Annotated in this window: 13 protein-coding genes; 7 read left to right on the forward strand and 6 right to left on the reverse strand. The window is 71.4% G+C overall.

Annotated features, from left to right (window positions below; translation table 11 throughout):
* Positions 1-7 precede the first annotated feature (7 nt).
* From IE252_RS18055 to IE252_RS18070, 4 genes are read right to left on the reverse strand one after another with little or no spacing between them, the layout of a single operon-like run.
* On the reverse strand, positions 8-871 hold the full coding sequence (locus tag IE252_RS18055) for a hypothetical protein (protein ID WP_190090456.1): 864 nt from the start codon (positions 869-871) through the stop codon (positions 8-10).
* Positions 868-2,733: a GMC family oxidoreductase gene (locus tag IE252_RS18060; protein WP_190090457.1), complete on the reverse strand. Its 1,866-nt coding sequence runs from the start codon at positions 2,731-2,733 to the stop codon at positions 868-870. The genes IE252_RS18055 and IE252_RS18060 overlap by 4 nt, the downstream gene beginning before the upstream one ends.
* Positions 2,730-3,269: a hypothetical protein gene (locus IE252_RS18065; RefSeq protein ID WP_229848505.1), complete on the reverse strand. Its 540-nt coding sequence runs from the start codon at positions 3,267-3,269 to the stop codon at positions 2,730-2,732. The genes IE252_RS18060 and IE252_RS18065 overlap by 4 nt, the downstream gene beginning before the upstream one ends.
* A 48-nt stretch (positions 3,270-3,317) precedes the next feature.
* Positions 3,318-3,800: a MarR family winged helix-turn-helix transcriptional regulator gene (locus IE252_RS18070; RefSeq protein WP_190090458.1), complete on the reverse strand. Its 483-nt coding sequence runs from the start codon at positions 3,798-3,800 to the stop codon at positions 3,318-3,320.
* Between the two features lie 110 nt (positions 3,801-3,910).
* Between IE252_RS18070 and IE252_RS18075 the strand changes: the two genes are divergently transcribed.
* From IE252_RS18075 to IE252_RS43265, 3 genes are all read left to right on the forward strand, one after another.
* Positions 3,911-4,252: an EthD domain-containing protein gene (locus IE252_RS18075; protein ID WP_190090459.1), complete on the forward strand. Its 342-nt coding sequence runs from the start codon at positions 3,911-3,913 to the stop codon at positions 4,250-4,252.
* Positions 4,253-4,641: 389 nt separating this feature from the next.
* Complete coding sequence (locus IE252_RS43260) at positions 4,642-5,067, forward strand: NAD(P)-binding protein (protein ID WP_229848507.1); 426 nt, start codon at positions 4,642-4,644, stop codon at positions 5,065-5,067.
* Between the two features lie 316 nt (positions 5,068-5,383).
* Entirely contained in the window at positions 5,384-5,848 is a 465-nt protein-coding gene (locus IE252_RS43265; protein ID WP_229848509.1) for an FAD-dependent oxidoreductase, read from the forward strand.
* Between the two features lie 68 nt (positions 5,849-5,916).
* Here the strand turns inward: IE252_RS43265 and IE252_RS18085 are convergent, their stop codons facing one another.
* Positions 5,917-6,282, reverse strand: a complete 366-nt coding sequence (locus tag IE252_RS18085) for a ricin-type beta-trefoil lectin domain protein (protein WP_229848511.1) — start codon at positions 6,280-6,282, stop codon at positions 5,917-5,919.
* A 934-nt stretch (positions 6,283-7,216) separates the two neighbouring features.
* On the opposite strand from IE252_RS18085, the gene IE252_RS18090 reads away from it, so the two are divergent.
* The 4 genes from IE252_RS18090 to IE252_RS18105 all read left to right on the forward strand — a co-directional run bounded on the left by IE252_RS18090 (position 7,217) and on the right by IE252_RS18105 (position 11,828).
* Positions 7,217-8,365 carry a PLP-dependent cysteine synthase family protein gene (locus IE252_RS18090; RefSeq protein ID WP_190090460.1) on the forward strand — a complete coding sequence of 383 codons (1,149 nt, stop codon included), beginning with the start codon at positions 7,217-7,219 and terminating at the stop codon, positions 8,363-8,365.
* Entirely contained in the window at positions 8,362-9,630 is a 1,269-nt protein-coding gene (locus IE252_RS18095) for an MFS transporter (RefSeq protein ID WP_190090461.1), read from the forward strand. Before IE252_RS18090 ends, IE252_RS18095 begins: the two co-directional genes overlap by 4 nt.
* A gap of 165 nt (positions 9,631-9,795) precedes the next feature.
* Positions 9,796-10,890, forward strand: coding sequence for a hypothetical protein (locus IE252_RS18100; RefSeq protein ID WP_190090462.1), 1,095 nt, complete (start codon positions 9,796-9,798; stop codon positions 10,888-10,890).
* A 77-nt stretch (positions 10,891-10,967) separates the two neighbouring features.
* Entirely contained in the window at positions 10,968-11,828 is an 861-nt protein-coding gene (locus tag IE252_RS18105) for a DUF3592 domain-containing protein (protein WP_190090463.1), read from the forward strand.
* Between the two features lie 181 nt (positions 11,829-12,009).
* Here IE252_RS18105 and IE252_RS43990 read toward each other — a convergent pair whose 3' ends face one another.
* Entirely contained in the window at positions 12,010-13,311 is a 1,302-nt protein-coding gene (locus tag IE252_RS43990) for a glycine-rich protein (RefSeq protein WP_268248413.1), read from the reverse strand.
* Positions 13,312-13,415: the final 104 nt, after the last annotated feature.

The raw sequence follows: 13,415 nt of genomic DNA on the forward strand, positions 1-13,415 counted from the left end.
CCGGCGGTCAGGGGCGCGGCCCCGTCGGCAAGTAGTAGGGGCGGTTGTGGGCAGCCACGGGGGGAGACTGGTACGCCCATGCGCCGATGGCCGGTGTTCCGTCGCCGAGGAGCGTGCGGATGCCGTGACCGAGGGTGTCGTCCGGGGCGTGGACCGTGAGCCGGGTGCGGGCGGAGTGTTCCGGGGAGGACAGGTCGTACCAGCGATAGGGCTGGTAGACGTTCATGGGACCGGCGAGCAGGCGTCCCTCGGGGTCGGTGCCGTAGCCGGTGATGGGGGCCGAGTTGGCGGCGGCGGAGGTGAGGCCGTCCAGCTCCGCGGTGATGTCGAGCAGCGGGCGCGGGCCCTGCTCCAGGGTGTCGTCCGGGCCGATCGTGGCGGCCTTGCACTGGATGGTCCAGGTTTCGCCGACGGGCCCGTTGAGGGACGGCAGGTCGACCTCGAACCAGCCGGGGTGCTTCGGCTCCGCGTAGAGCTCTTTCCCGGCCCGGATGGCAAAGGGGTTGTCGCACACGACGTGGAGGCGGGCGATGCCGAGCAGTTTCGTCTGGTCCCAGCCCTGAACGTACTGGGCGTACGTCAGGCGCGGGAGCCGGTCGCCCTCGCGCGTCGGGAACGCGATGACGTTGAACTCGATCTCCTGGGTGGTTCCTCCGCCGAACGCGTACTGCGCGAAGTACAGCTGGTAGTTGAGCGATACCAGTGCCCGCCCGTCCTCGAAGGTGGCTGCGGTGAGATCTGGGTGCTGTTGGGCGAGCAGTTTGCGGACCGGTTCCGGGTCGACCAGCCAGTCGATGCCGATCTGGTGCAACGCGCCGTAATGGAAGGGGAGTTGGAAGGGTTCGGGTACGGGCGGCAAGGTGGCGGTCATGTCGGGGCTCCTGGGGTCGGTGACGGCTCGTTGGGCGCGGGGGACGTCGGGGGCGCGACGAGGGAGCCCGGGCGGTCGCGGGCGGCCAGGTCCGCCTCGATGCGCTCCGCGCTGCGCAGGGTGAGCGCGGCCATCGTCAGCGTCGGGTTGGAGGTGGCCACCGAGGGCATGCTGCCGCAGCCGATCGCGTACAGGCCCGGGTGGTCCCAGCAGCGCTGCCAGGCGTCGACCACCGAGGTGGCGGGGGAGTCGCCCATGATGTGGGTGCCGGCGGCGTGGCCGGCGCCGCGGTATCCGTAGGTGCGGCCGTCGTGCTCGAAGCGGCCCGGCCAGGCCGCCACCGGTGTGTAGTCCGTGTGGTCCTCGGCGCCGAGCAGCGCGAAGATCTGGTCGGAGACCGCCCGGGCCGCCGCCATGCCTTCCTTGACGTGTGTGTCGAGGTTGTACGTGACGAGGGGGCGGGGCAGGCCGAGCGGATCGCGCTCGTGGGGGTGGAGGGTGACCCGGTTCGCGGGGTCGGCGCCCTGTTCCATCTCGAACTGGAGGGTGAACTGGCGGCGGATCCGGTCCCCGACCGCCCGTCGTAACTCGGCCCCGAACAGGCCCCGTTCGGTGAGGAAGTGGTGCACGTCCGCATCGACGGACCCCTTCGCCCAGACCCAGCCCCACGCCCCGAGCTCGACCCGGAACGGCGCCCGCAGCCTTCGCGCCGCGCCGGCGCGGAAGCCCTCCAGGCCGGAGACCGAGCCGGGGCCCCGGTACGGCCCGGCGTCCTCGGGTAACAAACCCCAGGTCAGCAGGACCGGATGGTCCATCAGATTGCGGCCGACCTGGCCGCTGCGGTCGGCGAGCCCGGAGAGGAGCAGCAGCCGGGCGTTCTCCACGGCGTGCGCGGCGAGCACGACGACATCGGCGTGCGCGACGGACACCTGCCCGTCGTATGAGTGGTACTCCACGCCCGTGGCGTGCCCCCGCCCGTCGACGAGGACCCGGCTCACCACGGACCGGTCCTGGAGCGTGACGGTCGTACTCCAGCGCCCCTGGGTCTTGAGCGGGGTGTACTTGGCATACGAGGGGCAGTGCGGCACGCAACTCGCGTTGCCCACGCACCGGCTGTCCGGGGCGGGTTGTCCGTCCCGGCCGCGCGGCACGTAGCCGCGGCCGCCGTCGTACCGGGGGTCCGGGACGCCGTTGCGTGCGTGCGGGGTGCCGACCACGCGCAGTTCGACCTCGCGCAGGGAGACGGGGTCCTTGACGCGCCGCCCGTCGAGGCGGGCCGAGAGGATGCGGTCCACACGCGAGGCGGGCAGGGCCCGCATGGGAAACACGTAGTCGTCGGGGAAGGGCAGCCCGACGTGCTCGCGCTGCTCGTCGGCGTCGGCGGCCACCCCCAACTCCTCCTCGGCCGCCCTGTAGTGGCGCTCCAGGTCGTCGTACGTGAGGGGCCAGCGCCGTCCGTACCCGAAGGACTCGGTGTCGAAGTCCTCCGGCAGCATGCGCGGCACGAGGCCGGTCCAGACGTTGCCGGTGCCGCCGTTCACGCGGACGTATCCGCTGGCGTACGGGAGCGGGCCGTCCTGCCGCAGGTGGCCGTCCGCCCGGAAGCCGGGGGTCCCGTCCGTGCCGGAGAGGCCGGAGAGGTCCGTCGCCTCGGGCCAGGGGGCCGCCGGGTGGGCTCGATAGGGGGAGCCGGGTACCTTGGCGGCGGTCGTCAGGTAGGTGGTGAGCGGGTCGGCGGGCGGCTCGTGGGCGCCGGGGCCCGCCTCCAGGACCAACACCCGCCTGCCGTGCCTGCCCAGCTGGTGTGCGACGAGTGAGCCCGCGACTCCGGCGCCGACGACGATCACGTCGTACCGTGTCACCGTCCGCTCCCCTCGGCCCCGGCGCCCTGGCCGGTCCGGTCGCCCGTCTCGCCCCAACTGCCGTATCCGCCGGGATCGGTGGCGGGAGCCTTGAGACCGGCCGCCTTCCACACCAGGCCCTCGGCATAGGCGCGCGAAGAGACCACGGTCGGCGGCGGCCCCGGCCAACTGCCCGTGTACCAGAGGTACGTCACCGCCCGGGCCGCATCCCGCAGCTCGCCGTCCATGGCGTCGTCGAGCTCCCGAAGCTCGCGCAGCAGCCGCGCGTATCGCTCGATGCCGAGCTCTTCCGCAGCGACCGCCTGGTACACCTCGGTCAACCCGGTGGCCTGCAGGGATGCTTCATCGAATCCGGTCAGCCGCGCCGACAGGTCGATGAAGCGAGGTAAGTCGTCTGTGAGGGGCACGCGGGCATCGGTGCCCAGTTGCCTGCCGGTCCATGCGCTGTGTTCTTGGAAGGGCTTGTTCACGCCAGAGGCGAGGCTTGATCTTGGCAGGATGCAATACTCACAGCCGTACGCGACATGCGTGCCCATGACGGTGACGGGTAGTGCGGCCGCGCGCCGAGCGGGAGATGAGCGCACTCACCCGGTGGGACCACCGGCGGCCTCGCGCCGCACGGTCTCCGCGACGTTGGACAGTGCCGTGCCGAAGTGGCGGCGCTGTGTAGCGGTGAGGGAGTCGAAGACGAGTCGGCGCACCTGCGCGACGTGCCCCGGCGCGCTGTCGACCAGCTTCTGCTGACCGCTGTCGGTCAGCGTGGCCAGGGTGTAGCGACCGTCGCTCGGGTCGACTCGACGTACGATCCACTCCCGCGCCTCGAAGCGGTCCATCAGCTTGGACAGCCGCGGGAGTGTGCTGTTGCAGTCCCGGGCCAACTCGCTGAATCGCATGGTGACGTGATCCGCCATCGACAGCCGGGCGAGTACGCCGTACTCGAAGTTCGAGATGCCCGCGTCGCGCTGCAGCTGACGGTCCAGGGCCGCGGGCAGCGCGATCACGACGGTGAGAAGGTCCTGCCAGAGTTCCTGCTGGTCGGCGTCGAGCCACGGTGACGGTGTATCCATGCGAGCCATTCTACTTGCCCAGGCAAGGGATATCTATTGCCTGGGCAAGTCATCGTCGTCTACGTTATAAGTTGCCCAGGCAAGTAAAAAGCGGCTTCAAGGAGTCATCTGTGATCAAGATCAGCATCTTCCTGACCCGGCGGGCAGACCTCAACCATGAGGAGTTCGTGGAGTACTGGCAGAAGCACACCGCGCTGATCACGAGCCTGCCCGGCGGAGAGGTCCCGGTCCGGCGCTACGTCCAACTCCTGCCCACCGACGACGAGATCCCCGGCATACGCACGGCTGCCTACGACGGTGTCGCCGAGGTGTGGGTCGACAGCGTCGCCGATGCCGCCCGCTGGTTCACCTCCGACACCTACACCACGACCGTCGCCGCGGACGAGGAGAACTTCCTCGACCGCTCCCAGACCCGTTTCCTCTACGCCACCGAGCTCGCGATCTTCGGCTGAGCACCGCCGCCGGAGACGACTCGCCCCGGGGCCGGCAACCGACCCAGGTCAGTCGTGCGGAACGAGGCCCGGGCGAGCTGACGAAGAGGTCGCCCGGGCCGGGCTCGTCCCCACCGATGGGGTGCTGCCGAGCCTGTTCAGCAGCCGAGCAATCGCTCGTAGCGCCCATGAGGGCCGGGGGCTGCCAAGGGCCGTGGTGACCATCCGCTTGCTGCGTACGAGGTCCCGATCCCTCTCTTGACACCCCGTCATGGGCGCGGGCTACCGTGGCCGTGGACGTCGAAAACACGGCCCGGTCGGTAGTCCGGGCGGCGCCATGCGCCCGTCGCACCCGAAATTCGGTGTGTCCAGAGCGTCCCTTTCTTTGTCGTGCACGAGAGAGGGAACCCGTGACCACCTCAGCTCTCCGCGTGATCGTGATCGGTGCCGGTCTGGGCGGCTTGGCGCTCGCCCAGGGACTGCGCCGCGACGGCATCGACGTCTCCGTCTACGAACGGGACGCATCCCCCACCTCCCGGCGTCAGGGCTACCGTCTGCGGCTGAACCCGGACGGGCTCCATGCCCTCGACGAGCTTCTGCCCCCGCCGCTCAGCCGCTTGGTGTCGACGACCGCCTCGCCCCAGCCGCCGACCGTCATCCTCGACGCCCGGCTCGACCAGCTGTCCGCCACCGACCCCGGCGCCAGCGCCGACGGAGGCCGCAACGTCGCGGTCAACCGGCTCACCCTGCGGCAGATCCTGCTGCACGGACTGGACGACATCGTCCACTTCGGCAAGGAGTGCACCGGCTACCGGATCCACGCCGACTCCACCTGACCGCGCACTTCCGCGACGGAACCCGTGCCACGGGTGACGTCCTGGTCGCGGCCGACGGTGTCAACTCCGCGGTACGACGGCAGTATTTGCCGCATGCACACGTCATGGACACCGGTGTACGAGTCATCTACGGCCGCTTCCCGCTCACTCCAGAGACCACTGGTCTGATTCCCGACCGTCTTTTCGCCCTCTACACCGGGATCGTCGGTCCGGACCACCAGCACGTCGGCCTCGCGCCGGTGCAGTACGCACCCCTCCGAGCGACGCCATCGCGCGCCTTGCACCCACGCTGGACCTGGCCGACACCGAGGACTACATGATGTGCCTGTTCTCGGCCCGCACCGAACTGCTGCCCCACACCGACGCAGAGCTGCACCGTGCCCCCGGGCAACAACTGCGGGACATGGCCGCGGGTATGACCCGCAGCTGGAATCCCCTCCTCGGCTCGATCATCGCGCTGTGGCAGCCCGAGTCCGTCTTCCCGCTGACCATCCGCTCCAGCGTGCCCCTGACACCCTGGCCCACCAGTACCGTCACTCTGCTCGGCGACGCCATCCATGCGATGAGCCCGGCCGTCGGCGTCGGGGCGAACACCGCACTGCGCGACGCGCTCGCCCTCGCAACCCAACTCGGCAAGGCCGCCCGCGGAGCCGACCTCGTCTCCTCTCTGCACGCCTACGAAGCCGACATGACCGCCTACGGCTTCGACGCCGTACGCACCTCCGCCCGATACGGCCAGCAACGCATCGGCCAGGCCCCACTGCCCGACCCGACCAGCTGACCCACCACCGGGCCGGTCCCGGAGGCCGTCTGGGCCGGTGGTGCGAGGGTCCAGACGGCCCGGCCGGTTCAGGGGCTGACTGTGTTCCAGCGTTGGGCGGGGATGTCCTGGCACTTGTAGAGGTTGACGACGCCGTGGTCGGCGTCGGGGGACAGCAGGCAGAGGTGGTTGGCTTCGTTGCGGTAGCGGATGCTTCCGTCGGGGTATGCCTCGGCGAGCCAGCGCTGGCCCGCTCCGGCGACGCCGCGGGCATCGTCACACTTGTAGAGCAGGGCGGCTGTCTGGATGGTGGCGTGGACGTCCTGGCTGCCCAGGCACTGGTTGTCGCCGCTCAGGCTCAGGATGCGGACCAGGTTGTCGTCCCGGCTGATCCGCTGGATGTTCCAGCCGAAGTCCTGCCGCTCGTACAACAGCCAGCAGATCGCCGAGGCCACCGGGAGTCGGCCCGACGACTACCGGTGCGCCGCTCTGGCCCACTTCGCCCTGGAGACATCGGCCTTCGCCCACCGCACTGACGACCCCGAACGCGCCATGGATGCCGCCTTCGCTCTCCTCCAGGACGGGTGGGGCGCGGCACGACGGGGCACGCGGCGAACGGGCCCTGAGCCCTTCGGCTTTGGTGGACTTGGCGGCTGAGGGCAGGTTTCGTCTCGGTTCCGGGGACGGTGCGGCTCAGGGCAAGGGTCGCGCCCTTTCTCGGTCCGCTGGGGGAGCGGAGTGTGGCGAGGATGCGCTACGAGCCGGTGTCATCTGGCCGCAGTCTGGCTGATATCCGTCGCGTTTATGGGCGCTTTACGTAACAAAGTGCATACGCTATGTGTCGTGTCGGTGCGGATGGTGCTCTGGAGGCGGCAGTCGTCGGTCTGGGTCGCAGTGGTTCTCGCTGTGGTCGTGGCCGGACTGGTGCATGTCCTGGGATGTGCGCACGGGCCGCAGGACGACGGCGTTGGCAGGGCGGATTCTCTCCTGAGCGCGACGTCCGTTCCCTTGGAGCACGCCTCCGTGAAGCCGTCGCGCGACGCGGAAGCCGAGGAGTGCGCTGGGGTTGACGCGCCGGCCTGGATGCCGGGGGCCGCGGTGACGGCCCCGAGCATCGGCGCGGCGGTGCAGACGGTCGAGTACCCGACGGTCCGGCAGTCGGCGCCGTTGGGTGTAGTGCCACGGGCCGGGCCGGAACAGGGGCGGGCCCTGGCGGAGCTTGGGGTGTGGCGGAGCTGACGGGGCCGGCTCCGTGCGCCTGGACCGGTTGGACGGCGGTGTTGCCATCCCCGGTCGCGTGCGGTGCTTCTGCGTGCCGACAGCCCGCTTTTCTAGCAACGCGTCCCCTGCCTGACATGCAGTTCCGCGGGGATGCGGGAGAGCCACGCGATGAACAACTTCCCCATGACGTCACTGCCCGCTGCGGCGGCGCAGTTGCTGTCTGCTCCGTCCCTGCCCGCCTGGACCCCGGCAGGGTTGGTGGGTGACACGCCGAGCCTGTGGATCGGCGAGCCGTTCACGGCCGTCGGCCGGGGTTTCTGGGCCAAGCTCGAAGGCCACAACCCGGGCGGAATCAAGGACCGTACCGCGCTGTACATGGTGGCTCGCGCTCGTGAGCGCGGCGATCTGCTTCCGGGGGCGCGGATCGTGGAATCCACCTCCGGCACCCTGGGCTTGGGCCTGGCCCTGGCCGGGGTGGCCTTGGGGCATCCGGTCACCGTGGTCACCGACCCGGGCATGGAGCCGTTGATGACCGGCCTGCTCACCGCCTACGGCGCGGACATCCAGGTCGTGGCGGAGCCGCATCCGGTGGGGGGCTGGCAGCAGGCCCGCCGGACACGGGTCGAGGAACTGCTCGCGCGCCATCCGGACGCCTGGTGCCCGGACCAGTACAACAACCCCGACAACGTGGCCGCGTACGCGCCGCTGGCCCACGAGCTCGTCGCCCAGCTCGGGCGGATCGACACGCTGGTGGTCAGCGTGGGCACCGGCGGGCACTCCGCCGGAATCGGTGCCGTGCTGCGCGGCTTCTTCCCCTCCCTGCGGATCGTCGGCGTGGACACCTGCGGCTCAACCATTTTCGGTCAGCCCGCGGGGCCCCGGCTGATGCGGGGGCTGGGGAGCAGCATCTACCCGCGCAACGTCGACTACACCCTGTTCGACGAGGTGCACTGGGTCGCCGCCGGCGAGGCGGTCTGGGCCGCCCGGGCGCTGGCCCGCTCCCGATACGTGAGCGGGGGATGGAGCGTGGGGGCGGTTGCCCTGGTGGCTCGTCACCTGGCCGCCGCCGGCCCGGCGGAGGAGAAGATCGCGGCGGTGTTCCCCGACGGCCCGCAACGCTACGTCGGGACCGTGTTCGACGATGCCTGGTGCCGTCAGCATGATGTGCTCGGCTGCGTGCCCGCCGAGGCACCCGACGAGATCGGCCATCCCGGCGAGCGTACGGTGTCCCGCTGGACGAGGTGCGCGACCGTGCTGGACCCGGTCGGCGCGGCACTCCGCTCCGGCGCCGTCGGCCCCACGGGAGTCACCCGGTGAAATCCCTGTGGTCCACCACTCGCTCCTTCCCGCCCGCCGTCCGGCTGTTGATGGCCAATCAGTTCGCCATCAACCTCGCCTTCTACATGTTGATGCCCTACCTCGCCGCCCACCTGTCCGACGATCTGGGCCTGGCGGCGTGGGCAGTCGGCCTGGTGCTGGGGGTGCGCAACCTCTCTCAGCAGGGCCTGTTCCTGATCGGCGGCACCCTGGCCGACCGGTTCGGCTACAAGGCCCCGATCATTGCCGGATGCCTGCTGCGCACGGGCGGCTTCGCCCTGCTGGGCTGGGTGGACAGCGTGCCCGCCCTGATCGTCGCCTCGGCGGCAACCGGCTTCGCGGGCGCCCTGTTCAACCCGGCGGTCCGCGCCTACCTGGCCGCCGGTGCCGGCGAGCGCAGGGTGGAGGCGTTCGCCGCGTTCAACGTCTACTACCAGGGCGGGATGCTGCTGGGTCCGCTGGTCGGCCTGGCCCTGCTGGCCGCCGACTTCCGGCTCGTGTGCACGGTGGCAGCGGCGATCTTCGCCGCGCTTACGGTGCTGCAGTGGCGGGCGCTGCCCGCCCGGGGCGGAACCGCCGACACCGGGGAGGACGGCCCGTCCGGGGTGCTGGCGCAGTGGCGCACCGTGGTTGCCAACCGGCCCTTCCTGCTGTTCTCGCTGGCGATGATCGGCTCCTACGTACTGACCTTCCAGGTCTACTTGGCGCTGCCGCTCGCCGCGGGTGACGCGTTCGGGGCGGCCGGGACGAGGGCCACCAGCGCCTTGTTCGTCGTCTCGGCCGCCGTCGCGGTCCTCGGGCAGCTGCGGCTGACCGGCTGGGCCCGCAAACGCTGGAGCCCCCAGCAGGCTCTGGTCCGCGGACTCACGGTGATGGGAGTGGCGTTCGTCCCGCTCGCCCTGGTCCCCGGCACGGGCGGCCGAGCCGCGCAGGCGATGCTGCTGGCCGCGCTGATCGTGGCGGTGGTGGGGCTGGCCGCCGGTAGCGCGGTGGTCTACCCCTTCGAGATGGACACCGTGGTCTCCCTGGCCGGGAACCGCCTGGTCGCCACCCACTACGGCCTCTACAACACCGTCTCCGGCCTGGGCATCACGCTGGGCAACCTGGCCACCGGTGCCCTGTGGGACGTGGCCCAGCGCCATGATGCGCGCTGGCTGGCATGGAGTGCGCTGGGCGCCACCGGTATGGCCTGCGCCGGCGCGGTGTTCGCACTCGCCCGCACCGGGCGCCTCGCCGCGACTGACGCGCAGCCCGTCCCTGCCTGAGCGGGTGTGAGGCAAAGGGGGGGCGGGTGTCCGGTCCTGCGGACCGGACACCCGCCCCCTTTGCTGCGGCCCCGGCAGCGACAGGGGCAACTCCGTTGTTTTGCCGTGCCGGAAAATCATGCTGGGGTCTACCGGACGTCACCCGAGCCCCGCACAATCGCCCCTATGACGATCACCACGGGCGCGGTGCTGCCCACGCACCGGACACCCGTCGCGCTCGCACGGGGGTTCCTGACCGGTGGCGTGGTCGGCACGTCGCTCGCCGCACTCGTCGTGGGCGGGATCGTCGAGAACGTGCCGCTGTTCGTCACGGGGTTGGTCCTGCCCGTGGTGTACGGACTTCTGTTTTTCCTCGCCGGTATGCCGAGGCGTGCCCGGGAGGCGGCGGTTGTGCCCCGCACGGCGCTCGCGATGATCGAGAGTCTGGAGGCTGTCGGGGGCGAGTCGAGCGATGTACCGGTGCGGTTCGAGCTCACTGTCGCACCGGACGACGGGTCGGCGTACCGGGTGGAGTTCAGGCAGGACATCAACCTCGTGGACCTGTCCGACTACCGGCCGCGCGGCGTCGTGGTGGTCCAGTATCCGCCGGACCGGCCGTGGCGGGTGCGCATCGTCAAGCGGCCGACTCCGGAGTGGGAGGAACGGGCGGCCTCGGCCCGCCTCGACTCGGCGCCCGGGACGGCCAGGGTGGCCGCGCCCCCGGAGGGCTGTGCCTTCGGCTTCGTCGTGCTCCTCGGCCTGCTGCTCGGCGCGGCTGCTGTGGTCCTGCTGTTCCGCGTGGACCTCTTCGACCGCGACGACACCGCGCAACCGCCTCCGGTAGCGAGGCCGTCCGTCTCCTCCACGTCGTCGACCACGGTGGTGTCGTCGGCGTCCGGAACGGTCTCCTTGGGCCCGGGGCAGTCGTTTCTCGACAAGGGTGAGCTGGACCGGGCTGTCGGCTCGCTCACCAGGGGTGGGGACACGCACCAGGCGCTCACCGTCGTCGTGCAGGAGCGCCTGCTGTCGGTCGTGTTCTCGCCGACCGGCACGCAGCCCCCGGGACTCGACCCCCGTACGCTGCCCTACGACCGTTTCCCCGCCCTGGTCGAGGAGGCCACGGCCACCCTCGGCGTCCGCTCTCCCCGGACTTGGCAGATCATCGCCGACCGTCTCACCGGCTCCCTCGTCATCAGGGTTGTCGTGACCGGGCCCGAAGGTGCGGCGTCACTGGAGGCCAACGGGCAGGGCAAGGTGGTGCGGCGCGCACCCGCACGGTGAGGTGCCCTGGGACCGCACTGTTGGGACGGCAAGGGTGTGCTCGGTGGCCGTCCCCGAAGTAGCAGGAGGAAAGACGGATGGGCTGGCACGGGTATCTGGTGCTGTGGTGCGGTGTGTTCGGCACGCTCGCACTGGTCGGCTACGGGAGGTCGCTGGCCGGGATGACCCCGGCGCAGCGGGCGGTCCGGGTGACGGGGCGGATCGAGCGGGTGGGGGAGCCCCGGCACGGAAGCTCTCCGAGGGAGGGGATAGCCGTGGTCGTCTCCTTCCAGGACCCGTCCAGCGGGCAGGAGTTCACCGTCACCAACGACGGTGAGCGGGGCGAGAGGATCAGCGCGGCCTGGACGGGTCGGGAGATCGGCGTCCACTACCCGCGCGGCAGGCCCCACGCCTTCCGGTTCACCAGCGACCTCTCCGAAGGCGGGCGCGGACTCGGCTGGCCGACCTTCGCGGTCTTCCTCGTGTACGCCGGTCCGGTCGTCGTCGCCGCGATCGACTGGGGTTGGCCGTGGGCCTTGCTCGGCTTCTGCGGGCCGTGGGCTCTCTCCGGCCTGTACCACCTGCCCGGGAACGTACGCGACAGGAACCGCCGTCTCGACACACTGGCCGCCATGGCCGCCGTACCCGGCCGTGTCGTCGCCGTACTCAAGAGCGTCAGCACCGACGACGACGGCTACACCTCCACCCACCTGGTACCGGTCGTCACCTTCACCACCCTCGACGGCAGGGCCGTCACGGCCTACTGCGAGTCGGGACTGCCGGACCCCGCCGGATCGCAGGGCCTGGACGTCACGATCCACTACGCCTGCGACGACCCGGCCGTCTTCGTCCTGGACGTCGAGGCCGAACGCCGGTCCTGGAAACGGGACATGGCCGTCAACGTCGTGGGTGTACTGGTCGTGGCAGCGGCGGCCGTGGTGGGGGTGGTCGCACTGTGACGCGGGAGCCGGGCTGTCTTCCCGCCATTCAAGGCAGGCCGCCCGATCGCCTCGTAGGGCCGAGGCCGGGCAGTCGACGGCCATGGCTGGACGGCTCTCCCCGCGCCCCGCGTCACAAGGAGGTCTGCCTGGGGGTGGGCCCGGCGCTCGCTCGGGCCCACCCTGCGCGGGCTTCGGGGTGTCAGGAACAGGTGGCCAGGAGGATGGAGATCACGGTGCAGTCGGCCGTGGCGCTGTCGTTGGCGGCGTTGGGGTCGGTGGGAGTCGACGCGGTGCGGGTGGCGGACACCGATACGCGGCCCAGCGAGAGCAGATGCAGGGGGATGTCGAAGGACTTGGCCGCGCCGGCACCGCTGGCGATGGCCTCGAAGGTACAGGTGACGGTCCCCGCGCTGGTGGTGCATCCGGCGGGCAGGCCGGTCGCGCTCAGACCCCGGGGCAGGGACGCGGTGATGGTGGCCGAGACGGCGGTGTCCGGTCCGGTGTTGTTGGCCGTCAGGGTGTAGCGGAGGTAGGGCACCAGGATGCCCAGCTGCGGCCGGGCGGTGACGTGCACGTCGATGTCCGCAGCGGCCGGGGTGTACGTGATGCTCACCGAGCCGTCGCCCGAGCGCACGCCGGTGTGGAAGACGGTGCCGGCCGGACCGTGCCCGCTGCCTCCGCCGCCGCCCGCCGATCCGACGGTGCCGGAGGGGCTGCTCAGGATCCCGCCGCCTCCTCCGCCGCCGAACCAGCCCCCGCCGCCTCCTCCTCCACCGGCGCCGCTGGCACCGGCGCCGCCCGTACCTCCGAGGGCCGGGGCGCCGCCTGTCGCGGCAGGGGCACCGTTGGCGCCGAGGCCACCGGCACCGCCGGCACTGGCGGTACCCGCCCCGCCGCCTTCCGCCCCGTCGCTCCCGTTGCCGCCGGCGGTACCGCTGGCGCCGCCTCCGTTGCCGCCGTTCCCGCTGACGGCGGTGCCGATCCAGTTGCCGCCGCCTCCGCCGCCACCGGCCACCACTAGCCGGTCGCTCGGGCCGTTGGCGCCCTGGCGTACGTCCGAGGCGCCTCCTCCGGCGCCGCCGTCGGCGGCGGGCTCGTTGCCCGTACCCGCGGCGCCCGAGCCGCCGTAGCCGCCCGAGCCGCCGACGTTGATCTGCAGGACCTGTCCCGGCGTGACGGCCAGCTGGGCCTGGGCCTCCCCGCCCAGTCCGCCCGTGCTGCCGCCCTCGGGCCCGTCCTGGCCCTGGGCGCCGAAGGCGTCCACGCTGATCGAGTAGACCTTGTCGGGCACGGTGAAGGACTGGGCGCTGCCCGTGTAGGAGAAGGTGACCGTCGTCGCGGCCAGCGCCGGCGGCGCGAGGGCGACCAGCCCGGCGCCGGCGAGCGCGAGCGCCATCGTGCCGGGCAGAACCAGCGTGGTCAGCCGCCGGGCCAGGCCGCCCCGACGCGGCCGCGCCGTCGACGATCTGCTCCCGCTCGTACAAAGAGGTCTGTGTGACATGGGGATCGTGCCCCTTTCAGGAGGGCTGCGACCCTGCCCCGGCGGCCCCCCTCGGGCCGACTCGACGCGGCAGGCCGCCATGGCCCACCGCCCGCTCCTGCCCC

The sequence above is a fragment of the Streptomyces melanogenes genome (assembly GCF_014649795.1).
Classification (GTDB): domain Bacteria; phylum Actinomycetota; class Actinomycetes; order Streptomycetales; family Streptomycetaceae; genus Streptomyces; species Streptomyces noboritoensis.